19 protein-coding genes and 1 tRNA gene are annotated in these 26,504 nt (G+C 39.2%); 10 read left to right on the top strand and 10 right to left on the bottom strand.

Going from position 1 to position 26,504, the window contains the following annotated elements; translation table 11 throughout:
• Nucleotides 1–13: 13 nt before the first annotated feature.
• Nucleotides 14–1,105 (top strand): tRNA 2-thiouridine(34) synthase MnmA, encoded by a 1,092-nt coding sequence (gene mnmA / locus C4F49_RS04945; RefSeq protein ID WP_196934773.1) that lies wholly within the window; start codon nucleotides 14–16, stop codon nucleotides 1,103–1,105.
• A gap of 219 nt (nucleotides 1,106–1,324) precedes the next feature.
• Here mnmA and gap read toward each other — a convergent pair whose 3' ends face one another.
• From gap to pfkA, 3 genes are read right to left on the bottom strand one after another with little or no spacing between them, the layout of a single operon-like run.
• Nucleotides 1,325–2,323: a type I glyceraldehyde-3-phosphate dehydrogenase gene (gene gap, locus C4F49_RS04940; RefSeq protein ID WP_196934772.1), complete on the bottom strand. Its 999-nt coding sequence runs from the start codon at nucleotides 2,321–2,323 to the stop codon at nucleotides 1,325–1,327.
• A gap of 2 nt (nucleotides 2,324–2,325) precedes the next feature.
• A complete protein-coding gene (locus C4F49_RS04935; protein WP_196934771.1) occupies nucleotides 2,326–3,177 on the bottom strand; it encodes a hypothetical protein in 852 nt (283 codons plus the stop codon).
• An 8-nt stretch (nucleotides 3,178–3,185) separates the two neighbouring features.
• The gene (gene pfkA, locus C4F49_RS04930) at nucleotides 3,186–4,169 is read right to left on the bottom strand and encodes a 6-phosphofructokinase (RefSeq protein ID WP_196934770.1); all 984 of its coding nucleotides are present in this window, start codon (nucleotides 4,167–4,169) and stop codon (nucleotides 3,186–3,188) included.
• 131 nt (nucleotides 4,170–4,300) lie between these two features.
• Here pfkA and C4F49_RS04925 point away from each other — a divergent pair, with 131 nt between their 5' ends.
• From C4F49_RS04925 to C4F49_RS04900, 6 genes are all read left to right on the top strand, one after another.
• Entirely contained in the window at nucleotides 4,301–4,963 is a 663-nt protein-coding gene (locus C4F49_RS04925) for an NUDIX hydrolase (RefSeq protein WP_196934769.1), read from the top strand.
• A gap of 150 nt (nucleotides 4,964–5,113) precedes the next feature.
• Nucleotides 5,114–5,716 (top strand): TetR/AcrR family transcriptional regulator, encoded by a 603-nt coding sequence (locus C4F49_RS04920; protein ID WP_196934768.1) that lies wholly within the window; start codon nucleotides 5,114–5,116, stop codon nucleotides 5,714–5,716.
• Nucleotides 5,717–5,732: 16 nt separating this feature from the next.
• Nucleotides 5,733–7,076 (top strand): TolC family protein, encoded by a 1,344-nt coding sequence (locus C4F49_RS04915; RefSeq protein WP_196934767.1) that lies wholly within the window; start codon nucleotides 5,733–5,735, stop codon nucleotides 7,074–7,076.
• 13 nt (nucleotides 7,077–7,089) lie between these two features.
• The gene (locus tag C4F49_RS04910; protein WP_196934766.1) at nucleotides 7,090–8,151 is read left to right on the top strand and encodes an efflux RND transporter periplasmic adaptor subunit; all 1,062 of its coding nucleotides are present in this window, start codon (nucleotides 7,090–7,092) and stop codon (nucleotides 8,149–8,151) included.
• Nucleotides 8,152–8,174: 23 nt separating this feature from the next.
• Nucleotides 8,175–11,369 (top strand): efflux RND transporter permease subunit, encoded by a 3,195-nt coding sequence (locus C4F49_RS04905; protein WP_196934765.1) that lies wholly within the window; start codon nucleotides 8,175–8,177, stop codon nucleotides 11,367–11,369.
• 1,112 nt (nucleotides 11,370–12,481) lie between these two features.
• Nucleotides 12,482–14,770, top strand: coding sequence for a GH92 family glycosyl hydrolase (locus C4F49_RS04900; protein WP_196934764.1), 2,289 nt, complete (start codon nucleotides 12,482–12,484; stop codon nucleotides 14,768–14,770).
• A 143-nt stretch (nucleotides 14,771–14,913) separates the two neighbouring features.
• On the opposite strand, the gene C4F49_RS04895 is transcribed toward C4F49_RS04900, so the two are convergent.
• On the bottom strand, nucleotides 14,914–15,339 hold the full coding sequence (locus tag C4F49_RS04895; protein WP_196934763.1) for a hypothetical protein: 426 nt from the start codon (nucleotides 15,337–15,339) through the stop codon (nucleotides 14,914–14,916).
• A 348-nt stretch (nucleotides 15,340–15,687) separates the two neighbouring features.
• Between C4F49_RS04895 and C4F49_RS04890 the strand changes: the two genes are divergently transcribed.
• Nucleotides 15,688–16,392: a hypothetical protein gene (locus tag C4F49_RS04890; protein WP_196934762.1), complete on the top strand. Its 705-nt coding sequence runs from the start codon at nucleotides 15,688–15,690 to the stop codon at nucleotides 16,390–16,392.
• 53 nt (nucleotides 16,393–16,445) lie between these two features.
• Here C4F49_RS04890 and C4F49_RS04885 read toward each other — a convergent pair whose 3' ends face one another.
• The 5 genes from C4F49_RS04885 to prmC all read right to left on the bottom strand — a co-directional run bounded on the left by C4F49_RS04885 (nucleotide 16,446) and on the right by prmC (nucleotide 23,384).
• Complete coding sequence (locus C4F49_RS04885) at nucleotides 16,446–19,637, bottom strand: error-prone DNA polymerase (RefSeq protein WP_196934761.1); 3,192 nt, start codon at nucleotides 19,635–19,637, stop codon at nucleotides 16,446–16,448.
• A 17-nt stretch (nucleotides 19,638–19,654) separates the two neighbouring features.
• On the bottom strand, nucleotides 19,655–21,148 hold the full coding sequence (locus tag C4F49_RS04880; RefSeq protein ID WP_196934760.1) for a Y-family DNA polymerase: 1,494 nt from the start codon (nucleotides 21,146–21,148) through the stop codon (nucleotides 19,655–19,657).
• On the bottom strand, nucleotides 21,141–21,884 hold the full coding sequence (locus C4F49_RS04875; RefSeq protein ID WP_196934759.1) for an ImuA family protein: 744 nt from the start codon (nucleotides 21,882–21,884) through the stop codon (nucleotides 21,141–21,143). Before C4F49_RS04875 ends, C4F49_RS04880 begins: the two co-directional genes overlap by 8 nt.
• A 429-nt stretch (nucleotides 21,885–22,313) precedes the next feature.
• Nucleotides 22,314–22,386 (bottom strand) — tRNA-Lys (locus C4F49_RS04870).
• 149 nt (nucleotides 22,387–22,535) lie between these two features.
• Nucleotides 22,536–23,384, bottom strand: a complete 849-nt coding sequence (gene prmC, locus C4F49_RS04865; RefSeq protein WP_196934758.1) for a peptide chain release factor N(5)-glutamine methyltransferase — start codon at nucleotides 23,382–23,384, stop codon at nucleotides 22,536–22,538.
• 63 nt (nucleotides 23,385–23,447) lie between these two features.
• On the opposite strand from prmC, the gene ribD reads away from it, so the two are divergent.
• Both ribD and C4F49_RS04855 read left to right on the top strand, forming a co-directional pair.
• Nucleotides 23,448–24,494 (top strand): bifunctional diaminohydroxyphosphoribosylaminopyrimidine deaminase/5-amino-6-(5-phosphoribosylamino)uracil reductase RibD, encoded by a 1,047-nt coding sequence (gene ribD, locus C4F49_RS04860; RefSeq protein WP_196934757.1) that lies wholly within the window; start codon nucleotides 23,448–23,450, stop codon nucleotides 24,492–24,494.
• A 47-nt stretch (nucleotides 24,495–24,541) separates the two neighbouring features.
• Entirely contained in the window at nucleotides 24,542–25,828 is a 1,287-nt protein-coding gene (locus tag C4F49_RS04855) for a DUF2851 family protein (RefSeq protein WP_196934756.1), read from the top strand.
• Here C4F49_RS04855 and C4F49_RS04850 read toward each other — a convergent pair.
• Entirely contained in the window at nucleotides 25,825–26,475 is a 651-nt protein-coding gene (locus tag C4F49_RS04850; RefSeq protein ID WP_196934755.1) for an ankyrin repeat domain-containing protein, read from the bottom strand. The two genes, C4F49_RS04855 and C4F49_RS04850, sit on opposite strands and share 4 nt — an antisense overlap.
• Nucleotides 26,476–26,504: the final 29 nt, after the last annotated feature.

Below are 26,504 nucleotides of genomic sequence, written 5' to 3'. Positions count from 1 at the left end.
TTAGTAAATTGATATGAGTAAAAGAGGAAGAGTTTTAGTGGCCATGAGTGGCGGAGTGGATAGTTCGGTTGCGGCAGTGATGTTGCACGAACAGGGCTACGAAGTGATTGGTATTACGATGAAAACTTGGGATTATGCTTCTTCTGGTGGTTCTTCGAAAGAAACGGGCTGCTGTAGTTTAGATAGCATCAATGACGCTCGTTCATTGGCGGTGAACTATGGATTTCCGCATTTTATTCTCGATATCCGCGATGAATTTGGGGATTTTGTAATCGACAATTTTGTGGATGAATACATTGCCGGACGCACACCTAACCCTTGTGTTTTATGTAATACGCATATCAAATGGGAAGCCTTAATGAAGCGTGCGGATAAGCTGGATTGTGAATTTATCGCAACAGGGCATTATGCAAATATCCGTTTGCATGATAACGGACGCCATGTGATTTCAAAAGGTCTGGATGAAAATAAAGATCAGTCCTATGTGTTATGGGGTGTTTCACAAGAAAACCTAGCACGTACGCAATTTCCGTTAGGAAACTTTACGAAAAAGGAAATCCGTGAAATGGCAATGCAAATGGGCCAGCAAGAACTAGCGAATAAATCGGAAAGCTATGAGATCTGTTTTGTTCCAGATAATGATTACCGTTCATTCTTAAGACATAAAAGACCAACCTTAGACCAAGAGATTGGCGTGGGTAACTTTATTTTGGCAGATGGAACGGTCGTTGGACAGCATATCGGTTATCCGTATTTCACGATCGGACAACGTAAAGGTTTGGGGGTTGCTTTTGGCAAGCCTATGTATGTGATCCAAATATTGCCCGAAAGCAATTCGGTCATGTTAGGAGAGGAGCATGAGTTGGAAAAATCGCAAGCTTTCGTGAAGAACATCAACTTGGTGAAATATGCAAGCATTAGCGAACCGATGGAAGCGATTACAAAAATCCGCTACAAAGACGCAGGTGCATTGTCGACCATTGTTCAAGACGGCGATATTATGCGTGTAGATTTTCCACATCATGTGAAAGGTATTGCTCCAGGACAATCCGCAGTGTTCTACGAAGGCAATGATTTGCTTGGCGGCGGATTCTTGATGAAATAGAGAAAACTTAGGTATACAGAAAAGGGAGAAAATTAATTTTCTCCCTTTTTTTGTTTTGAGCTGTTAGGTTATAGATATGAGATTTGAGATGTTAGATATGAGATATCTACAATCATCCTCTACATCTAAATACTAACTACTATTAAGACGTTAGATATGAGATTTGAGTTGTTAGAAATTAACCCACGTATCTAAATACTATATACTAACTACTAAATACTATCCAAGCTTTCCTACTTCTTGTACTAAGTCAACAATTTTGTTGGAGTAACCCCACTCATTGTCATACCAAGAAACAACTTTCACAAAGTTATCGTTCAATGAAATACCAGCTTTTGCATCGAAGATCGATGTACGAGCATCACCTAAGAAATCTGTAGATACAACTTCATCTTCAGTATATCCTAAGATACCTTTTAACTCGCCTTCAGAAGCTTCTCTCATTACGCGTTTGATTTCTTCGTAAGAAGCACCTTTTTCCAAACGTACAGTTAAATCAACTACAGAAACGTCAGCCGTAGGAACACGTAAAGACATACCTGTTAATTTACCTTTTAATTGAGGCAATACTAAACCTACCGCTTTAGCAGCACCAGTTGAAGAAGGGATGATGTTTTGGTAAGCACCACGTCCACCTCTCCAGTCTTTCGCTGAAGGGCCGTCTACAGTTTTTTGAGTTGCAGTAACTGCGTGTACAGTTGTCATTAATCCTTCTAAAATTCCGAAGTTGTCATCTAATACTTTAGCGATAGGAGCAAGACAGTTTGTTGTACAAGAAGCGTTCGAAACGATGTTTTGATCTGCTTTCAATTCTTTGTGGTTAACACCCATTACGAAAGTAGGGGTATCGTCTTTTGCAGGAGCTGATAAAACAACTTTTTTCGCACCAGCATCAATATGTTTTTGAGCCAATTCTTGAGTCAAGAAAAAGCCAGTCGATTCAATAATTACTTCAGCACCTACCTCATTCCATTTCAAATCTGCAGGATCTTTTTCAGCTGTAACGCGGATTGTTTTTCCGTTTACAACAAGATTTCCATCTTTAACTTCTACTGTACCATCAAACTGGCCATGAGTAGAATCGTATTTCAGCATGTAAGCCATGTAGTCTGGCTCAACTAAATCGTTAATACCTACTACTTCAATATCACTACGTTTTACAGCTGCTCTGAAAGCTAAACGGCCGATACGACCGAATCCGTTAATTCCAATTTTCATTTTTATTTATTTTTATTAAGGTAATATTTTACTAAATTCTGTACAGGTTCTTTGACAATCATGCCTATCGGCAAATGGTATTCTTTGACTGCATCTTTGAGCCACTCGCCATAATTGTCCGCTACGGATCCTGTAAAATTAAAAACAGCATCTGGATATTGTTCCGATAAAGGAACCAGATACGTCTTTACGTATTTGGACAATCCATTCTTAATGACTTGGCACATGTAGGCATCGTCGCGGTTTTCGTAAATAAAATCAGCGAACGATGTCAAAAAGATATTTGGATTAGGCGAGTTGTACGTTTTTTCCAAAATGGTTTTGCGATCCAAAGCATGTTTTAGCAAGAGCTTTTCTCTCAAACCAGAGGGCATTACTTCTGTTAAGAAATCTTTAAGCAACTGTTTGCCTAGCCAATTTGTCGATCCTTCATCCGCCAAAATATAGCCAAGGCCAAAGTTGTTTTCTAAAACTTTTTTTCCGGTATAGTAAGCTGCGTTAGATCCCGAACCTATGATTCCGATAATTCCTTTTTCGTCCCCGAATGTAGAGATTGCCGAAGCCAGCACATCATGGCTGACTTTGATTTTTGCATTTTTAAAGAACTGCTGAAAGACTTTCTCTATTTTTTCTTGCCGCTCGGTCGACGAAGCGCCGGCGCCAAAGAAATAAATCTTCCTGATCTTTTCTGCATTATTGATGAGATTGGTGTTTTTGTTTAGCAGTTGCAGAATATATCGCTCATCTTGGATGTACGGATTTATTCCAGATGTGCGAAAACCAAAGGCAATACGGCCTTTTTCGGCTAAGCGCCAATCTGCATATCGTGAACCGCTAAAAATAACTGCAATCATGTCTATACTTAAATATTCATTACTTGCGCAATTTTAACTAAATCTTCATCTAGCTTAAATTCGCTTTTATTTAATGCTTCTTCTAAAGGAGTGGTTACGATTTTATTTCCTCGGATTCCAATTGTTACTCGTGTGCTTCCTTTCAATAATTCCTGAACAGCATGATAGCCCATCTTGGTTGCAAGAACACGATCAAAACTACTAGGAGAACCACCGCGTTGAAGATGCCCTAAGATACTAACTTTTGTGTCATAATAATCAAATTTTTGCTTGACATGCTTTTCCACATTATACGCGCCACCATTTTTATCTCCTTCTGCAACAATTACAATCGTCGACGATTTGTTTTTGTCCGCTGCCGTTTCCAACATGTCGATCAATTCCGAGATTGCAGTGTCTTTTTCAGGCAATAAAATCGCTTCAGCACCTGATGCCACACCTGCATTTAAGGCAATGCATCCTGAATCGCGACCCATCACTTCCACAAAAAACAAACGGCTATGCGAGGCAGCCGTGTCTTTGATTTTATCAATTGCTTCGATTACCGTATTATTCGCCGTATCGTAACCCAAGGTATAATCCGACCCATTCAAATCATTGTCAATTGTTCCGGGGATACATACAACAGGGATTCCGTATTCTAACGAGAATAAGTTAGCGCCAGTAAAAGTTCCGTCGCCACCGATCGCCACTAAAGCGTCGATGCCTTCTTTTTGCAAGTTTTCAAAAGCTGTTTGACGGCCTTCTTTGGTTTTAAATTCTAAACATCTTGCTGATTTAAGGATTGTACCGCCTTTTTGAATAATTGAGCTGACCGATCTGCTTTGCATTTCGCAGAAATTGCCTTCAATCATGCCTTGGTATCCTTGATAAATTGCTGTTATTTTTTTTTCATTAAATAATGCTGTACGAACTACAGCACGGATGGCAGCATTCATGCCCGGAGCATCTCCTCCTGATGTGAAAACGCCTATATTTTTTATTTCTATCATTCGATTATATCATATTTAGAAATACGAATATAGTGTGTAAATATTACACTATTAAATTTTTTTGCGTTTTTCTTGATTCTTAACAATATTTTAATGATAATTGTTACAGAAAGTTTACTAAATTAAAGCGTTTGCATACACATTTTACGATCGACTGCGTTATTTATAGTTTTCATGAAGGGCAATTAAAAGTGCTTCTGACTGAACGAAACGAATCACCATACAGTGGTTGGTGGGCACTGCCTGGTTTTTTTGTCAATAAGTACGAAGAAATGGAAGATGCAGTTGCGCGTATTTCGTATGAAATGACTGGCCTGAAAGACATTTTTATGGAACAGCTCGCAGCATTTGCAGGTGTGAAAAGACATCCGGAAGGACGTATTTTGACCGTAGCGTACACCACGCTTATCCGTTTTGATGATGTAAAAAATAAGGTCAAGCCTGTGACGGATTATATGCGACAGGCGAACTGGTTTTCTGTTTCAGAATTGCCAGAATTGGCTTTTGACCATCAAGAAATCATTAACTTAAGTCTGGATAAATTAAAAAGATCCATTTCCTATTCCACCGCTCCATTCGAATTGCTGCCCGACAAATTTACATTGACCCAGCTCCAACAGGTCTATGAAGAAATCTTGCGCAAGAAGCTTGATAAAAGGAACTTCCGCAAAAAGATTATGAATTTGGGCTATTTAAAAGAATTGAACGAAGTGCAACAGCATGTTTCCTATCGTGCGGCTCGATTGTATAAGTTTGATAAGCGCAAATTCGCCAAGCTATTCAGTCAAGAATAAGCTACAGATTAAAAGCATTCACTACTGCAGGTCATCAAATTGTCAATAATCTATTGTTTTTTTCAAAAACGATAAGGCAATCTAGTTTTCTTTTTATACTTTTGAACAAAATTTAGAAAAAGTCAATAATTAAGATTTTGATAATACGAGATGAGTTTAAATAAAGAAAAGATTATTGAAGTTGCTTTGCTAAGATTCTCCCGTTTTGGTTTCAGTAAAACGACCATGAACGAGATTGCCGAGGACTTGAATATTACGAAGGGGAATCTGTATTACTATTATGCCGATAAAGCGAAGCTAATTGCTGATGTTATCTTATACATTGGTAATGAGATGATAGACGGGCAAATAAAAATCATTGAAAATTTCAAAGGAGATTTTTTAGGAACGCTATTTGACATTATAGAGCATCGCTGCAAAGTCATTAAGAAATACTACATGCTGCACCTTGCTGAAAATCTAGATTGGATCAAAGATCTACAATTGGATGAAATCATCGAGGACATGAAATGCAGAGATTGTACCGAGCTTAGAGGTCTTTTTGAAAAGGCAGAAAGCATGGGCGAAGTGAAATTCAGCAACATTGATGAGGCTGCCGAACTTTATATTGATATTATGAAAGGTTTGGCTTTAAAAGAAAATATTTCAAATATTATTAACTGTTTGCCGGACTACGACAAAATCGATTTGATTCTCGAAAGTCAAAAAAGAGCAACCCAATTTATTTTTGAAGATAAAATAATACACAAATAAGACTATATACAAACAAATGAATAAATTAAAGTTATTTGCAATACTAGCTTGCAGTATTGTAATGGCAAACCCCTTGTTCGCTCAAGAAGAGCTAACCCTGCAAGAAGCAATCACTTTTGCGTTAAAAAACAAAGCGGATGCAAAAAAATCTGCATTGGATATTGAGAATGCGGAATACCAGATCGATGAAGTTCGCGCCGGAGCATTGCCTCAATTGAGTGCTACAGCATCTCTTAATTACAATCCGATTCTTCAAAAAAGTCCGATAGATGTAGGTGCTTTTTCTGGAGGTCCTAGTCAGATTGAAATGGTTGCTTTTGGACAAAAATGGGGTACAAACGCTACAGCGTCCGTTTCGCAACAAATTTTTAATCAGGCTTTATTTACTGGTTTGAAAGCGGCGAAAACTACACGCGAGTTTTATATGATCAACAATACATTGACAGAAGAACTGTTAATTGAGAAGGTCGCGAACTCTTATTACGAAGTTTTTCAGACACAGCAGCAATTGAAAACATTGCAGAGCAATCTAGATAATACTAAAAAGACTAGAGGTGTAATTGAAGGTTTGGTAAAAGCTGGTTTAGGAAAGAAAATTGATTTAGACCGTACAACAGTTGCAGTCAACAATTTAGAATCACAGAAACAGCAATTGGTGAATGCATTAGAAATTCAAGAAAATGCATTGAAATTTGCGATCGGAATGGATATCCGCACGGATATTGAATTGCCAAAAGAAACATTTAATGTGAATCTGAATTCTACGCTTGAAACAAATGATGTAAATAACAGAACTGAGATATTGGCTCTTAATACACAAACGGAGTTGCTGAAATTAAATAAAAAATCGATGATGGCTGCTTATTATCCATCCTTGTCAATCTCTGGAAACCTTGGGAATTTAAGTAACGGTAACATTTTTCCAACTTTTGGAAATAGCGGTTACATTTGGTCGAACTTCTCTTCAGTAGGTTTGAACTTGACTATCCCTATTTTCACCGGTGGTGCGACTAGATCTAAAATCCGTCAGGCAGACATTGAAATCAGAAAAGCTGCGGTTGATATAGAAGATACGAAATTGGGGTTAAATCTTGCTAACGAAAACGCAAAGGCTCAAATCAAAAATAGTCTATTGGTCATCAATAGCAACGAGGAAAATGTGGGGTTAGCGGAAGATGTTTTGGAGAATACAAGAAACAACTACCGCAATGGATTAGCTACATTAACTGAATTATTGGAAGCAGAAACAGCTTATGCAGATGCTCAAAATAATTACACCACCTCATTATTGAATTACAAAGTAGCTGAAATTCAATTAATCAAAGCAAACGGAAATTTAAAATCATTAGTAAACGAATAATTAACTATAAAAAATGAAACGTACGATTATAACAATCATTATTATTGTTGCCGCATTAGGGGGTATCTATTATGTCCTAACAAAAAATAAAGCTAAAAACGAAGCTGAAGTTCAAGTTGTTGCGCAGCGCAATGCTTCGGTTTTGGTTCAATTAGATACTGTTAAGCAACAAGATGTCAATTTGCAATACATTGCTAATGGAACATTTATTCCTGCTCAAGAGGTGACTGTATCTGCTGAGGCATCTGGTAAAGTTACTCGTGTACTAGTTGATGAGGGTTCTCGCGTGAGCGCAGGACAGACTTTAGCAATTGTAGAAGGTGATAAATTAAATGTAACTGTTGCAAACTCGCAAGCAGAATACAACAATGCAGAAGCTGAAGTTAAACGATTTGAAAGTGCATTTTCTTCTGGAGGTGTAACACAGCAACAAGTTGACCAAGCGAAATTGAGATTCGAGAATGCTAAAAATGCATTGAAAAGTTCAAAATTAAATGCTGGAGATATTACGATCCGTTCATTGGTTTCGGGTATCGTTAATTCTCGTAAAATTGAGCCAGGAACTTATGTTTCTCCAGGAACGCCAGCTTTCGATATCGTGAATGTATCCACTTTAAAATTACGCGTAAACGTTGATGAGAAAAATGTTGCGGCTTTAAAAGTTGGCAATCAAATCGCGATTAACGTAAGTGTCTACCCTGATAAAAGTTTCACTGGACGCATTACATTTATTGCGCCTAAAGCGGATGGAAGCTTAAATTTCCCAGTTGAAATTGAAGTTAAAAATACCTCAGACAATTTGTTGAGAGCCGGTATGTACGGAACTGCATCTTTTGGAGAGAACGCAAATATCAATGCGTTAGTCGTTCCACGCAATGCATTTGTGGGTAGTGTAAGTTCGAATACAGTTTTTGTGATGCAACAAGATAGCACAGCTAAAATGGTAAAAATCACATCTGGACGTAATTTCGGAAATGATATCGAAGTGTTAGGAGGCTTAAAAGCTGGTGACAAGGTGATCACATCAGGTCAGATTAACTTATTGGATGGTACAAAAGTGAGTGCAATTAAATAATTACACACTAATTAGAAGCGTAAATGAAAATTTCAGAAATATCCATTAAAAGACCAAGTTTAGTCATTGTAATGTTTATTATATTGACTTTAGGAGGGATTTTAAGTTACAGTTTATTAAGTTATGAGCTCATTCCAAAGTTTGAGGTCAACATTTTAACTGTACAGACTGTCTACCCTGGAGCGTCGCCTTCGGAGGTCGAGAATACGGTGACCCGTAAAATAGAGGATGCGGTTTCGTCTTTAGAAAACGTAAAGAAGCTGGAAGCTAAATCCTACGAAAGTTTATCCTTGGTATTGATTTATTTGAACGATGGTGCAGACGCGAATTATGCGCTAAATGATGCCCAGCGAAAGATTAATGCCATTTTAAGTGATCTTCCTGAGGATGTAGATAATCCGTCCTTGGTGAAATTCTCTTTGGATGATATGCCTATTATGACATTGAGTGTCACTAGTAATGTATCAGAAAAAGAATTGTACGATTTGTTGGACAAACAGATTCAGCCTATCTTTTCTCGTGTGAATGGTGTTGCGCAGGTTAATTTAATCGGTGGACAAGAGCGTGAGATCGAAGTAAGTTTAGATCCTAAAAAATTAGAAGGTTATGGATTGGGAGTTTCAGCTGTTCAGCAAGAATTGCTTTCTTCAAATCTTGACTTTCCTACAGGTAACGTAAAAACTAGAGATAACCAAACATTGATTCGTTTGGCAGGTAAATTCACGTCAATCGAACAATTGCGTAATCTTCCTATCACGACACCTGCGGGCATGCGCATTCGTCTTTCAGACATTGCAGATGTACAAGATGGTGAAAAAGAAGTTGAAAAAATCTCAAGGCTAGATCAGCAGAGCACAATTTTCTTGCAGATCATGAAGCAGTCTGATGCAAATGCGGTGGCGGTGAGTGAGGCGGTTAAACAATCGATCACAGAAGTTGAGCAAGGTTATTCATCTCAAGGGGTTAAAGTATTTATTGCGAACGATACATCAGATTATACATTAAAAGCAGCAAGTAACGTTATTTTTGACTTATTCTTGGCGATTGTATTGGTAGGTGTAATCATGTTGTTCTTCTTACATAGTTTGAGAAATGCCGCGATTGTAATGGTTGCGATACCATTATCCCTAATTGCTACCTTTATCGGTATTTATTTCATGGGTTATACCCTGAATTTAATGACCTTGCTAGGACTTTCATTGGTGGTTGGTATTTTGGTCGATGATGCGATCGTTGTTATCGAGAATATTCACCGACACATGGAAATGGGTAAGAGTGCGATTCGTGCAGCCTATGATGGAGCTTCCGAAATTGGGTTTACGGTTACAGCGATTACATTAGTAATTGTGGTTGTGTTCTTGCCGATTTCAATGTCTTCGGGTATGGCGGCAAATATCCTGTCCCAATTCTGTGTCACGGTCATTATTGCCACCTTGCTTTCCTTGCTTGTATCGTTTACAGTCGTTCCTTGGTTGTTCTCTCGTTTCGGTAAATTAGAGCACATGAATCCAAATTCATTTTTTGGAAAAATTGTTCATGGTTTCGAAGCAGGATTAAACAAGTTTACGCACTCTATTTCGGATTTGTTGACTTGGAGTTTGAAAAGCAGATGGAACAAAGTAATCACGATGTTAGTGGTTATTGTAATGTTCTTCGCTTCGCTATCTTTAGTAGGTCTTGGATTTATCGGAGGGGAGTTTTTCCCTGCATCGGATAAAGGCGAATTTATGATTCAGATGGAATTGCCGAAAGATGCGTCAATTGAGACAACGAATTTTGCAACTCAAAAAGCTGAACAATACTTAACAAACCTTCCTGATGTTGAGCGTTTAATTACGACAGTAGGTCAATCTTCGGATGGAATGGGTAGTGTTTCCGGAACGAAATATAAATCCGAAATTCAAGTTATTCTTCATGAGAAACGTGAATCAAAAGAAAGTACAAATGTCTATGCCGCTAAAGTAAAACGCGAATTAGAGAATCAAGTTCCAGGTGTCAAAATTACATCGGTTCCTGTCGGAATGATGGGCCCAGAGCAAGCTCCACTGACGCTTACGGTTGTAGGTGCTGATTTGGAAGAGGCGATGGAATATGCAAATAAAGCAGCAGATGAACTTCGCAAAATCCCAGGATCATCTGAAGTAAAATTAACCTCAGAAGAAGGTAATCCTGAAATCAACGTGCAAGTTGACCGTGATAAAATGGCTGAATTAGGCTTGAATTTATCTACAGTCGGTTTGACAATGCAAACAGCTTTTGCGGGTAACACAGATGGTAAGTTTAGAGCTGGTCAATATGAGTATGATATCAACATCCGTTTTATGGAAGCTGGAAGAACAAGTATTGACGATGTTAAAAACCTTGAATTTGTAACTACTGGTCAAAATAACCAAGGACAAGTTGTCAAATTGTCTCAATTTGCTGATGTATCATACAGTTCGGGTCCTACCTTATTGGAACGTCGTGATAAATCTCCATCGGTTTCTGTACAGGCCCAGGTTATTGGTAAGCCATTAACAACCATTGCTACTGAATGGACGGGTACCAACTTCGATAAGTTGGAACAAAAACCAGGCGTAAACTACATTTGGGGTGGTGACATGGAGAGTCAAGAAGAAGGATTTGGTACTTTAGGTATCGCCTTATTGGCATCGATTATCTTGGTTTACCTAGTAATGGTGTCCTTATACGATAGTTTTATCACGCCATTTATCGTAATCTTCTCGGTTCCGTTGTCATTTATCGGTGCATTATTATTGATGGCATTAACAAATACAACTTTAAACATCTTTACCATCTTAGGTATCATCATGTTGATTGGTTTGGTTTGTAAGAATGCAATCTTACTAGTGGATTTTGCGAATCATCGTAAAGACGCTGGTGATAATACACATGATGCATTGATCGCTGCCAACCACGCTCGTCTTCGTCCAATCTTAATGACGACGATTGCGATGGTTATCGGTATGGTTCCTATTGCATTAGCAACAGGTGAAGGTGCTGATATGAACAGAGGTTTAGCAATCGTTATTATCGGAGGTTTGTTATCTTCTTTATTCCTTACTTTAGTAATCGTTCCGGTTGTGTATTCAATCTTTGATGGATTAACTAGACGTTTCGGTAAGAAAGAGAAAATCGATTACGAAGCTGAAATGGTAGCTGACTATGTTCCTAACGAACATTATGTCGATGAATTAGAAGTCTCTCACAAGGGATAACTCGCTAAAATATATCGATAAAGATGCGCTCGGAATTTACTTTCCGAGCGCATTTTTTTTAGGGCAATCCGCTCTAGTATTCGGGATTTTAAATCGGTATGCTAGTGAACGCTTTCCGCGTGTGTTTTATAAATAACAACTTATTGCCAGCAGAAAATACATCTTAAAGCCTTGTAGAGGCTGAATATTTGTAGAATGATTGATTGGAATTAAAAGCGTGCCGTAGGTACGCAACCGAATTGACAAATTGTTTTCAAATAATTGTTGCGAACCTACGGATCGCTGATTGTAGACTATATTATTTGCTACAAATATTTTGCTCCTACGGAGCAATGTACAAGAGGGCACTAGCGCACGCGTTGCGCTAGTGCTTATATAAATTACAAATATGCCTCCGCTATTCAGGATGTTCCGAAAGGTCATCCTGAATTAATGATAAAAGCGGGATTTAAAGTAAAAATTCAAAAGTAAAAATTCAAAAACCTATCTGCGGGTAACTCAAGCTAGCGCCCGTGTTTCGCGTATGTTTTATAAATAGCAATCTATTGCCAGTAGAAAATACACCTTAAAGCCTTGTAGAGGCTAAATATTGGTAGAATGATTGGTTGGAATTAAAAGCGTGCCGTAGGTACGCAACCGAATTGACAAATTGTTTTCAAATAATTGTTGCGAACCTACGGATCGCTGATTGTAGACTATATTATTTGCTACAAATATTTTGCTCCTACGGAGCAATGTACAAGAGGGCGCTAGCGTACGCGTTCCGCGTGTGTTTATATAAATTACAAATATACCTCCGCTATCCAGGATGTTCCGAAGGGTCATCCTGAATTAATGATAAAAGTGGATTTGCAATCCGAACTACTAGAAAAATCTTAGTAAGATTCGGGATTACAAATCCCGATACATCCTAAGTGCGAAATCTCCCTTCGGAAGATATCGAACAGCTACATTCTATTTAAGATCTTTGCTAGGGCATCCTGTATGGAAAATATCGAATAACTACATCTAACCTAGAAACCAAATCCTTCATCCTTATTCTTTACTCCAAAATCTCACATCTCATATCTCCCACATTTTTTTATTTAACATGGATTCTATACTTTTATGTAATGAACCTTACAAAAATCGTAGTCGCACTAAGTTTCGCGCTTTTTGCAACAGCATCGACCGCACAAGAAAAAAGTCCCGTAGATTATGTAAATCCATTGATCGGAACGCAATCTAAATACGAACTGTCCAACGGGAATACCTATCCAGCGATTGCCCGGCCTTGGGGAATGAATTTTTGGACACCACAGACAGGTAATATGGGCGATGGATGGGTATATACGTATACCGCTGACAAAATTAAAGGCTTTAAGCAGACGCATCAGCCCAGTCCCTGGAATAATGATTATGGACAATTTTCAATTATGCCGATGACGGGTAAAGCTGAATTCGATCAAGAGAAACGCGCGAGCTGGTTCTCGCATAAAGCAGAAATTGCGCTACCTTATTATTACAGTGTCTACCTTGCCGATTACGATATCACAACTGAATTTTCGCCGACCGAGCGTTCTGCAATATTCAAAATTACATTTCCGGAAACGGACAAAGCTTTTGTAGCGATAGACGCGTTCGACAAAGGTTCTTACATCAAGATTATTCCGAATGAAAATAAAATCATCGGCTATACTACAAAAAATAGCGGGGGCGTTCCTGATAATTTCAAAAACTATTTTGTCATCGAATTCGACAAACCGTTTACCTACCAAGCTGGCGTTAGCAACAATGAGATCAAGGAAGGGAAGTTAGAAGTTCAAGATAATCATGCTGGAGGAATTGTTGGATTTAAGACGAAAAAGGGAGAAGTAGTCACGGCAAGGGTCGCTTCATCGTTTATCAGTTTCGATCAAGCAGCACTGAACCTAAAGGAAGTTTCTCAATCCTTCGAAGAAATCAAGCAAGCCGGTAAAGATCGCTGGAATGAGGTGCTCGGAAGGGTAGAAGTGGAAGATGACGATTTGGAGCGAGTCAAAACATTTTATTCCGCTCTATATCGTTCTACGTTATTTCCGCGCGATTTTTCTGAGATAAATGCGCAAGGAAATAGAGTCCATTATTCTCCATACAACGGGCAGGTTTTACCAGGGGCAATGTTTACCGATACCGGATTTTGGGATACGTTTCGTTCGCTGTTTCCGCTGTTGAATCTGTTGTATCCGTCCATGAATGATCAGATGCAGGAAGGATTGGTCAACGCATATAAAGAGAGCGGTTTCCTGCCGGAATGGGCAAGTCCTGGCCATCGGGAATCCATGATTGGGAATAATTCTGCTTCAGTAGTTGCAGATGCGTTGCGGACAGGTAGAAAAGGATATGATACAGCTGTTTTGTGGGAAGCTTTGCAACATGGAGCGAATAACGTCCATCCAAAGATTTCGGCTACGGGAAGAACGGGTTATCAATTGTATAATGAATTAGGCTATGTTCCTTTTGGTCGGGATATTAACCAGAATGTAGCCCGCACGCTAGAATATGCTTACGATGATTGGTGCATTTATCAATTTGGCAAAGCAATCGGTCGTCCGGATTCAGAAACGGCCGTGTATGCGAAGCGAGCAATGAACTATAAAAATGTCTATGATGCGCAGACCAAGCTGATGCGCCCTAAAGATTCGGACGGTAATTTCCGCGCTGAGTTTGATCCAAGCGCATGGTCAAGGGATTTTACTGAAGGTAATTCCTGGCATTGGAGTTTCTGTGTTTTTCATGATCCTCAAGGCTTGATCGATTTGATGGGAGGAAATAAAGCATTTACAGCAATGCTGGATACTGTTTTCGTGATTCCAAGTTATGAGGGAATGAAAAGCCGGAGCATGATCCATGAAATGCGCGAAATGCAGGTCATGAACATGGGGCAATATGCACATGGGAATCAGCCAATACAGCACATGCCTTACCTGTACAATTATGCGGGTGAGCCTTGGAAATCACAATATTGGGTGCGCAAGATTATGGATAAACTTTACCAGCCTACACCGGATGGTTATTGCGGAGATGAAGATAATGGACAGACTTCTGCGTGGTATGTGTTTTCGTCGATGGGATTCTATCCTGTAGCGCCAGCGTCGGGCGAATATGTTTTGGGTTCCCCTCAATTTAAAAAAGTGACCTTGCATCTTGAAAATGGCAAAAAAGTAGAAATCAGTTCTACTCATCAGCAGAAAGAGAATGTGTATGTGAAAAGCCTGAAATTGAATGGCAAAGCCTATGACAAGAATTATTTAAGCTTTGATGAGTTAATGAAGGGAGCGAAATTGCAATTTGATATGTCAGCAGAACCCAATCTAACTCGAGGTACGAAGGACTCTGCTTTTCCATATTCATTTACAAAGGAATTAAGCGCTAAGAACTAGTCTTTCCTTTCTAAATTAAACTATTCAATATCCTTGAGGCTTTATAAAACCTCAAGGATATACTTCATCTAAGGAAATTTCGCCAACACTTGACGTTTCAAAAAAATGGGATTCCAAACAAGTAGTTTTGAAACAAGTTGAAATTATTGCCTAGCTAAAGTCACGCGAAATAATCGCATGTTTTGTTCGGTGTAATCATCATGAATAAGAAGGACATCAACAATGTTATTGCCTTCGCACGAAGCATTTTCTTCGGCCTTAACTGAAAAGCTAAATGATTGGATGATGGAATAAAATCGGTAATTTGTAACGCCTGGATCATCTGTAAAAGAATTTATCGTGATTCGGTCATCATCTCCTAAGCTGTAATCGATTTTTACATCTTCAAACTCGCCGGTTACTTTACGGAAATCAAAGTTTTGAGGATTTAGTGCGCCTGTGGTAATTAAGTTATTTCCTGCCCCGTCCACAAATTCAAAAACCACTGGCTCAGGCGCTGTAAAACAATCCTCTTTTCCGCAAGAAACTAGCAATAACCAAATCAAGCCCGATACTATATATGCTTTCATAATTCTATCTTTTAGTGCGTTGATTATTCCTTCTATTATGTTCGTACAAAATAAATATATAGATATTAATCATTAGTAAATAAAATTTACTTTTTGCGCTTGGTTGTGTGCTTTTAATTAATGATTTTTGGATTTATTTAGTAACAAAAGGAGCTTGATAAATCTTAAGCGATTAAACGAACCTAAAGAATTTTAGGAACATTAAAATCGAATATCAATTTTTCCAAATTGTGATGCTTTTTGTTAAATTAATATTGAAATAGTAGCAGAAAGATTTTGTTATAAATTGATTTTCAAATATTCATTGCTTAACTGTTGCTCATTTATTGATCAAAAATTAAGACCATTATGAGAAATCCAATTATTTTATTGTGTTTATTGGTTCTATCAATTTCGTGTAACCGGGATAAAAGTCCCGAAGGAATTGTCCATGTTGAGCCTATTGAAAATCTAAATATTCAAACTATGCAATTTTCAGAAATTGATAGTTCCGGAATTCTTATTTTTCCATTGAAAATGGGAGAAAATAAGGATAGGGAAAATGACTATTTGTATAAAGAGATGCCCCATAATGGATATTGGAATGTTTTGTTCTACAACACGCACACAAGTACGACACATCTTTTGACGGAAAATAAAGTTTTGATTCTAAATTATGATTTCAAGTATAACATAGACGAAGGAATTAGTATACCAAAGAAGTTAAATCATATTTTTTATGAAGTTCGCACAACAGACTTTAACTCCGACAGCTTATTAAATGCTATCGATCCGATTTATTTGTTTGTCTCTGATAAAGAAGGGAAAAAATTTAGAAAATTGTCTCCTGAAGGTTATAATCTAAATAATTGGGCTTTCATTGAAAGCTCCAATAAAATCATTCTCACAGCGACCAAAGACAGCAATAAAAATCTTAAATTCGACGATAAGGATGAAGTTTCGACATTTGAAGTTACGCTAGACGTAAACGAAGACCCAATAGAAATTTTTAGTGCTGACCTTAAAACGAAATTAAAAACCTTGTACGATAGAGACTGGAAAAGGATAAATTAATCCCCTATAAATAGAATTAAGTTTATGTTTCGGCAAATGTTAAAAATCATACATTATTTAAAGTCCCTTGATGGAAAAAGTTGTCCTTGGATTGCTTGGCCCGAATTATTCTGATCAGGCTTTGCTGTTTTTTGAACAGAACCGATATCACGGCTTTTGTTATCAATTCTCATGAGTGAATTTAAATTATGACAAGAGTGGACAATGACGTGGGTAACTTCTCCTTCAATCTGCAATTTTCCTGTCACCATTAGAAGTCGGGATTGGAGAATGATCTTCCGATAGGCATCAAATGTTTTGCTCCAAACCACAAGATTTGCTACCCCGCTCTCATCTTCGATCGTAATAAACAAGACTCCTTTTGCAGTTCCCGGTCTTTGCCTGATCGTGATCAGCCCGCATACTTTAATCAATATTCCATTATTGAGTTGATTTAATTTCCCGCAAGGGGTGACATGCAAGATGTCCAGTTTTTCCCTTGCAAAGCTAACAGGATGTGCTTTTAGCGACAAAGTGGTGGAGCTGTAATCTTGCATGACGTGCTCCATAGCTGACATAGGAGGCAGGTCTACTTTTGCTTCGTGTTCGCTGTGCGAAGGTTGTCCGTCAAATAATCCGGTAGGATGATCTGAAAGAGCGGAAACCTCCCAAAGAGCCTGCCTTCTGTCTAAGCCTAGCGAGCGGAAGGCATCAGCATCCGCTAATCTTTCCAATGCTGATTGGGATATTCCAGTATTTAGCAAGTCATTGACCGTACCAAAAGCTGTCTTTCTGTTTGATACCAATAGTTGTATGTCGTTTTCTTGTAGCCCTTTTACTTGCCGGAAACCTAGGCGTAAAGGATGATACTGTCCTGATTTTTCTTCCAATATATTTTCCCAAAGCGAATAATTGACATCAATGGGATTTACTTCGACCCCATGTTTGCGTGCATCGATCACAATCTGAGCAGGCGAATAAAATCCCATTGGTTGGCTGTTGAGCAAAGCGGTTGCGAATACATCGGGATAAAAACATTTTATCCAGCTAGAAACATAGACGAGCAGGGCAAAACTGGCTGCGTGACTTTCTGGAAATCCATAGCTTCCAAATCCTTCGAGCTGCCTGAATACACGCTTTGCAAATTCTTCTTTATATCCCTTTGCAATCATCCCATTGATTAGTTTTCGTTCCCAGTCGCTTACCTTTCCCTTTGCTTTAAAGGTCGCCATACTTCTTCGGAGCCCATCCGCCTCATCGGGGGTAAAACCAGCTGCAACGATAGCGATCTCCATCGCCTGCTCCTGAAACAAAGGGACGCCTAATGTCCGTCCTAATATCTCCCGCAATTCTTCCGAAGGATATTCAACGATTTCTTCTCCGTTGCGCCGCCTTAAATAAGGATGTACCATATTTCCTTGTATCGGCCCTGGTCGGACAATGGCCACTTCGATCACCAAATCGTAGAAATTTTGAGGCCTTAATCTGGGCAACATCGACATCTGCGCCCTGCTCTCAATCTGGAAAACACCGACAGTGTCTGCATGGCTAATCATCTCATAAACCCTCACATCATCTTGAGGGATGTTGGCTAGTGTCAAATCTAAACCATAATGTTGCTTGGCAAGATCAAATCCTTTGCGGATACATGTCAACATTCCCAACGCCAACACATCCACTTTCAAAAAACCCAAAGCCTCGATGTCGTCTTTGTTCCATTCAATATTAGTACGGTCTTCCATTCTTGCATTGATAATGGGACAAAGATCCGATAGCTTATCTTGTGTGATGACAAATCCGCCTGTATGTTGGCCGAGCTGTCGTGGAAATCCCATATACTGATGCGTAAGCTCCAATACTTTTTTCAGGTGAGGATCACTAATATTGAAACCATCTGAGGTAGGTGCTGATTTTCCTGAAAACCAGTCTTCAGTAAACTCATAACTTGCTTTTGAAAGTTTGTCCACAGTATCCACCGATAAACCCATTGCTTTTCCGACATCTCTTATTGCGCCTTTCCAGTGCAGCTGTGTTACCGTTGCAACAATCCCGGCACGATCTCGGCCGTATTTGGCATAAATATATTGCATCACTTCCTCTCGTCTTTCATGCTCAAAATCTACATCAATATCAGGAGGCTCGTTCCTTGCGTCACTCATAAATCTTGCAAATAACAACTTGAATTTAGAGGGATCTACTGAGGTGATGCCTAAACAATAACAGACTACGGAATTGGCGGCAGAACCGCGCCCTTGGCAAAGGATGTTTTTTTTTCTTGCAAAGCTCACAAAATCATAGACTGTAAGAAAATAAGACGCATAATTTTTGCGTTCCATAAATCCCAGTTCGTGCTCAATGGTTTTCTTTAATTTATCAGGTATCGTATTGCCGAAATGTTCGTGTGCGCCTTTCCAAGTAAGGTAAGTGAGCTGTTCCATAGGCGTTCGCCCCTCATTGACGATTTCCTCCGGATAAATGTATTTTAATTCATCTAAAGAAAAACTGCATGCTTCTACAATCGCTAATGTGTTTTCTATAGCATGTGGATAGTGCTTGAATAGCCGATGCATTTCTTTGATAGGCTTCAGGTGGCGTTCTGCATTGGCATGTAGCCTAAAGCCTGCTGTTTGGATCGTGCATTTTTCCCGTACACAGGTCATCACATCTTGCAGTTCCCTGCGTGCTGGACTGTGGTAATGAACATCATTTATAGCGGCCATTGGAATATTCAGCTTATTCTGTAACTGATAAAGACGGTGCATTCTTTTCTGATCATCACCTTTATAAAGAAATGACGCTCCTAAATAGAGATTATTCCCGAGTACTTCTTTATATTCCTTTAATGCATGTATGTATTCGGCTTCGAAATCGAAATTGCTATTTAGGGTTTCAGGAGGAATCGAAATAAACTTCATTCCCCCTGCATGTTCGTAGACATCTGCTTTATAGAGCAGGCAATGTCCTTTTTCTGTACGTATATTTCCTGTGCTGAGTAAGGAAGAGAGCGCACTGTAAGCTTCTTTGTTGGTAGGATATGCGAGCAAAGGAGGTCCGTCCAATAGGTTAATCCGGCAAGCAGGAATAAATCGGATATTTGCTTTTTTTGCGGCAACATGCGCGCGCACAATCCCTGCAAGCGTATTGTGATCAGCAATAGCGATTGCATCATAACCTAATGCTATGGCTGTGTCGATAAGTTCTTGGGGGTGTGAAGCCCCTCTAAGAAATGAAAAGTTGCTTGTTGTCTGTAGTTCTGCATACTGCATCTTGATCTGTCTTATTTTTAAGCAAAAAATCCATGGAGAAACCACTGTACTTCTCCATCTTCGTAATGTCCTGAGCGGAACAGCCAATAGCGTGCGCCATTTTCATCTTCGACGCGGTAGTAATCCCGGGGTTGTCCCGTTGCCATCCACCATTCCTGTTCGATGCGCTCAGGGCCGTCCGCTTTCATTAGTTTATAAGCTTTTCCCTTATGGGTAAATAACATAGGTGGATAATCGGGTAATTGAACCATTACATCTATGGGCTCGGGTTTGGCTAAAAGATGCAACGGTCTCAATTTATCCGCAGGCCATGCTATTGATGGTTTTTCATCCAGTGAAGATGTTAACTTTACTGAACGTTCGGGCCAGTGATGTTCGGTCGGTAAGTAGCGGTGTATGGCATTCATCCCGATTTTTCCTGCGATATTATCTAGTAATTCAGCAATTTTTTTAGGGTTGCCCCCAACGTTCCATAGGACTTCCTGATCTTCTTCAACATCCTCGACGAGGGAGGCTTCTAACTCAAAAAGCTCAATGCCCAGCGCGGGTTCTATGTGTTGAATCTTTAGCTGAAAAAGCTTAAATAAGTGCAGGGGATCATTTGAAGCTCTGCTGGTTCCAATGCTAATCTGTTCTACTTTTCCATCTATGCGATATCCTCTGAATATTCCTGTTCGAAAGCCTTTGCCTTCCTTTCCCATTCTGTTACAGATCGATTCCAATAAATTCTGGAGTCCAATCTCTATGCCCGTAGCTGTTCGTATAGGTTCAAGGCAGGACAAGCGTTCTTGATAAGGCTGTTGGGGCTTTATAGGATGCAATGCTTCTGGATAGGAGCCTACTGCTTGTCCTAAGCGTTCCAATAATGTTTCTCCGAAACGTCGGCGAAGCGTTGCGCTTGGCATGTTTATGAATTGTCCTATTTTGCGAAATCCCAGTTTACGAATACGCTGGAGGACTGGCGTTTCCAGACGAAGCGCATCCGAAGGAAGCGAAACAAGCATTTCAATCTGTTTGCCTTTTTCTACAATAGAAAATCCGCTTCCGTATCTTGCGGTTCCCCATGCTGTTCCGATTGTGTCGGCTATCGCTCCCCTTACTTCATAACCATTATCCAATAGTCGCTTGACAATCGTTTTCAGATACTGTGGTTCTCCTCCCCACAGATGCGCACATCCGGATATATCCAGCATGATGCCATTTGGAGGGTCAACTGCTGCTATCGGCGTAAAGCGGAGGCACCATGCAGCCAGCGATTCAAGAAGCTTGTTAATCACTTCGAGATCGTACTTAAAGTCATCTATTGAAGGAAAGATCGCCCTAGCATCCGCCAGTACTTTACCTGCTGTAATACCTTCCTGCTCAGCGAGCAAATTCGCCGCCTTGATGACAATCCTTCCTTTTTCAGATGCAGATAATACAAAAGGTTTGTTTTTGAGTTCAGGATAATGTTTGCTTAGCCGATCCGTAGCCAGATAAGGGAACCATAGGGACAGAATTCGCTTAGCCATATTGTTCCATTTTTAGCACTGGGATTTTTTGGAGAGGTGTTAGTGGTATAGACACAAATTGTTTATCCCTCCATCCAAACACCCATTTACCGGGTTTACCATTGCGGATCTTTTCGAGCTGTACTTCCCACATCGGAAAGCCAACGCCAGGCAAATCATCGATTATATAGCTTTTTTTAGGCCTTATTTTCCATCTAGATACACAAGCTAGCGTATTTTCTTTGTGAGGCCTTTTGCGGTGGAGAAACCCAGTTACCCGACTTTGTTCTACAGCAAGCTGCAAACGCTGGGACTCTGAAAAAGAAACTTCATTGAGCTCTGCTACGACTACAGCTACGGCATTGCATTTCAACCCTTGCTCCATAACCCAAAGTGCATCTTTATTCTTTTTTACATCAATAAAAATAACCTGATGCGGTTCAATGCCATAATATTTTAATCCCGCTGGGAAGAGGCTTCGTTTTGTACTGATCCATAGACAGGGCAATCCATTAGCCATCAAAGCAGATAACAATCCGGCAATGAAACCATTTGCAGAGGTAGCGCAGGCAGCAGTTGGGCTGATAAACTCATGTATAGCTCCGGTAGGAAATCTCCCATAGGGAAATGCTGAAGCCATGTCATTCAGCATACAATCTGGCTGGTCCATTTCGTTTGTTACACTTTTGAAACCCTCAATCTTCAATATGCTCTCTCGCAGAACTTTGATTATTTCTTTTTTTGCAGTCCCTTCCATATCCGCTTGATTATTGATGTGTTTAGAATAAAAATACTGAATGCAATCTACAAAATACTAATATTTTTAGCAAAAAATGTTTTCAAAATAATAGTCAACCTATTGATTATGAGTTTAAAAATCGCATCGTGCTATCCGTCTTTTTGTTTTTTGTAACAGATGCTGTTATATGATGGAAAGCGATTTGTAAATAGTTTTTTATGGAAGAGGATTGGCAAAATGTCCAATATATGGCATGGTACATGACTGATTATTGGTCAGGCTAATACTGTTAAAATTGGTGACCTTTTTTTATGTTGAAAAGTGAGGTCTCGATTTACGAACTTTTTAAGAACAGCTTTACAGAAGAATAAGGGGGATATGGTCAAAAATAAAACCCTTTAAATGGTACCATTTAAAGGGTTTTACTGTAATTTACTCTGAAAGTTGTGATCCCGCTGGGATTCGAACCCAGGACCCATACATTAAAAGTGTATTGCTCTACCAGCTGAGCTACGGAATCCTTTTTAAACGTTTAAGAAATAAGTTGTTTTCTTTGTTTAAAGTGATGCAAAGGTATAAAAATTCACTTTAGTGCCAAAATAAATACAGCTTATTTTAATGGATATTAATTAAGTGCTTGTTATTCAGTTTGAAAAAATGCATATAATTTTACCTGTCTGCCACGATCATCCTTTGTGCCCCATTGATGTCATTTAGAATCAAAACATTCTTAAAACCTTTTTTTAGGAGCATGTCCTGCGTCTCAGTTCCTAAATATTGATTGATTTCAAAATAGAGTTTTCCTGATTTTTTTAAATGTTGCAAAGCAAAATCAGCAATGGTGGTATAAAATAATAAAGGAGTATGGTCCTCGACAAAAAGTGCTAAATGAGGTTCGTAGGCTAGCACATTTTTATGCATGGCCGCCTTTTCCATGTTTCGGATATAGGGCGGGTTGCTGACGATTAAATCATATTGCTCAGCATCAAAAACAAGATCCCATTCCAAGATGTCAATTTCTTTAAAATGGATAGCTACCTGATTGTCTGACGCATTTTGTTTAGCCAATCGGATGGCATCTGAAGAAATGTCCGCTGCAGTAATTTCTTTATAGTGTAGGTGTTTCGCTAAGGCAATTGGAATGCAACCCGAACCGGTTCCAATATCGATAATTTCCAGGTTTTGTTCAGCCTTATGATTTTTAATGATCAGGTTCACCAGTTCTTCAGTTTCCATTCGTGGAATCAGGACATGTTCATTAACCTGCAAGGTTAAGCCATAAAAACTAGCTTCACCCAAAATATACTGAATAGGTTTGCCTTGCTGAAGCTCATTTCCAATTTCCAAAGCACGGTTAAAAGTTTCTGAAGAAATCTCTTTTTGCATGCGTACAGTCAAAGCATTTTTCCCCGTAAGCTTTTCGAGCGCGAGGTTCAGAATTGACTGTATTTCATCCGCAGTATACAGCTCTTGTAAATTGTTTTTATACTGTTCAGACAGGGCATTGTATGAATTCATGGAGCAAATTTACAAAAGCGATTCCTTAATCGTTTACTATGGGAGATTTTAATAATTTTGTATATGCAAGATGAACATTACATGAAGCGCTGTTTTGAGCTCGCTCAATTGGGTTCCGGAACTGTCAGTCCGAATCCGATGGTTGGCGCAGTGATTGTTTATGAAGATAAGATTATTGGCGAAGGATATACTTCTCCCTATGGCGGCCCTCATGCAGAGGTGAATGCCATTCAGGATTGTTCTTCAAAATATGGACAATCCGCTGACGAACTTTTTACAAAAAGTACGCTTTATGTTAGCCTCGAACCTTGTTCGCATTTTGGAAAAACACCGCCTTGTGCTGACTTGATTATTCAAAAGCAGTTTTCAAAAGTTGTAATTGGATGCATAGATCCGTTTGCAAAGGTTAATGGCGAAGGAGTAAAGAAAATAAAAGATGCAGGCATCGAAGTCATGGTTGGTGTTTTGGAAAAAGAAGCAAAGTGGTCAAACAGAAGATTCTTCACGAAATTGGAAAAAAGCAGGCCCTATGTGATTTTGAAATGGGCAGAAACGGCGGATGGCTATTTTGCGCCAGAAGAACAACAGCAGCTTTGGATTTCAAATGAGGCAAGCAAACAGCTTGTACATAAATGGAGAAGCGAAGAAGATGCTATTTTGGTTGGTAAGAATACGGCAATTGCTGATAATCCGTCATTAACGGTCAGAGAATGGTCGGGCAAAAATCCGAAACGGATTCTGATTGACAAACATTTGGATGTTCCTCTAACAAACTCGATCTATTCGGAAGAAGCGGAGACTATTATTTTCAATGATGTCAAATCTGAATGGACAGCTAAACGGAAATTTATCGCTCTTGAAAACTTTGATTTATACTTACCTCAGACTATTCTTTATCAATTGTTCCTGATGGATGTGCAGTCAATCATTATCGAGGGTGGCGCACATACGCTTCAACAATTTATTGACGCCAATCTCTGGGATGAAGCGCGTGTGATTACATCAAAAACAATTTTGCATAAAGGTAAAAAATCACCAAAAATCAATGGGAAAATTACTGAAATTTTAAAAATTTCAACCGATACGCTAAAAATTATTCTACCTCTATAGTTTTTATCCGATTATCTGTAAACAATTAGATAACAGTATATTTATCTATGTTGTTTAAGGAAGAATTACTTCATTTTATTTGGCAGTTTAGGCTCTATCAATCACTGGATTTGTTCTCTGCTGACGGAGAGAAAATCAGGGTTGTTGGCGTAGGCCAGCATAATAAAAATGCCGGTCCAGATTTTCTTTATTCCAAAATACAGATTGGATTAGCGGAATGGGTCGGTCATGTGGAAATCCATTTGACTGGTCAGGATTGGTACCAGCATCAACACGATTCAGACCCTGCCTACAACAATGTTATTTTACACGTTATTTGGGAAAATTTGATTCCCTGTCGACGGGCAGATGGAACTGAAATACCAACGCTGATTTTAAGCCATTATGTGGATGCCAATGTGCTTGTCAATTACAGTGAATTGATATCTTCCAAACGCTGGATTCCTTGCGCAAAGCAATTGCCTGAAGTTGATGGGTTGCTTAAGCTGAACTTGCTCCAGCGCATGAGTATTGAACGATTGGAGCTGAAATTTGATGCTGTTCAAAAATACCTTGCGTCGCATCAATCGGATTGGGAAAAGGCTGCGTTTATGCTTTTGTGCCGTTCGTTTGGGATGAAAGTAAATGCTGAAGCATTTCTTAAGCTTGCTGAACTAATTGACATCAAATTGTTCCAAAAATTTCGCGCAGATAAAGTGAAAATTGAGGCGCTCTGTTTTGGTCAGGCGGGTTTTTTGGAAGAGGATGAAGGTGATGACTATTATTTATCCTTGCAATTAACTTACCGTCATTTGAAAGCTGTTTATCATTTCAATCAGATGAATGCTGAAGAATGGAAATTCTTGCGCATGCGGCCCTATAATTTTCCAACCTATCGAATCGCCCAGCTTTGTTGTTTTTACGCTGAATTTCCCTCATTCTTTTCCAAAATAATTGAGATGGATGCAGCTACAAATTTTACAGCGTTTTTTAAGCCCTTCACAATGCATGTTTATTGGGAAAATCATTTTAGGTTTTCAAAAACAACAAACCGGCATTCCACAAATTGGAGCCCTGCTTTTATTGAACATCTGGTCATCAATTGTTTTTCGGTGCTTGTGTTCTCCTACGGGAAATATTCGGATAATCCGATGTTCATTGAAAAGGCAATCCGTTGGCTGTCAGATCTGAAACCTGAAAAAAACTCAATTACGGAAAAGTTTAAAGAATTGGGATTGCAAGCTAAGAATGCCTCTGATTCTCAGGCATTGCTTCATTTGTACGCACGTTATTGCGAAAAGAAAAACTGCCTTGACTGTTCAATTGGTCTTTCGATCTTGAAACGAAAAATCTAAACCTGAAGTATTGAAGCGATCTCTTTATAGCCTTTTTCGTCTGCTAAATCCGAAGCCGTTAGTCCGAAGTCATTTTTGACGGTGATGTCAGCGCCGTTTTCTAATAAAATAATAATGAGATCAATATTTCCATGCTGAGCCGCTAAATGCAACGGCGTGATTCTGGACGCTTGCAAAATATTGACTTCAGCGCCTGCTTCAATCAACATCTTGGCGATGCCATCATGATTTATGCTCAATGCGGCATGCAACGGAAATACGCTGTAGCCGTTTTGGGATGAAATGTTTGGGTCAGCCAGATTTTTCAATAACAGACGGACGATATCTTCGCGTCCGAAATGAGCAGCGATTCCCAAGGCCGTAAAACCATGGCTTGAAAGTTCATCCTTAACCTCTGGTTTTTGTTTGACCATTAAATCGACCTGTTCTGTAAGTCCTGCAGCGGCAGCTTCATGAATGGTTAGCGAGCTGCTGTATTTTAAAATAGTCTGAACAATAACAGGTTTGTTGTAATAGCATGCAAGCAATAGGGGAGAGATGTCGTGACTTGTGTTTTGTTTTGTAAGCTCAGGATTGGCGCGCAACAGCACGTCCAAATCTTGGTGATTACCTGTTTCAATATATTCCTCCAGAACGGTTAAACTCATTTGATTGCTATTTATTTATACGAAATAAG

Source organism: Sphingobacterium hungaricum (assembly GCF_015210005.1).
Lineage (GTDB): Bacteria > Bacteroidota > Bacteroidia > Sphingobacteriales > Sphingobacteriaceae > Sphingobacterium > Sphingobacterium hungaricum.
This window is presented reverse-complemented; position numbering and strand designations above follow the sequence as displayed.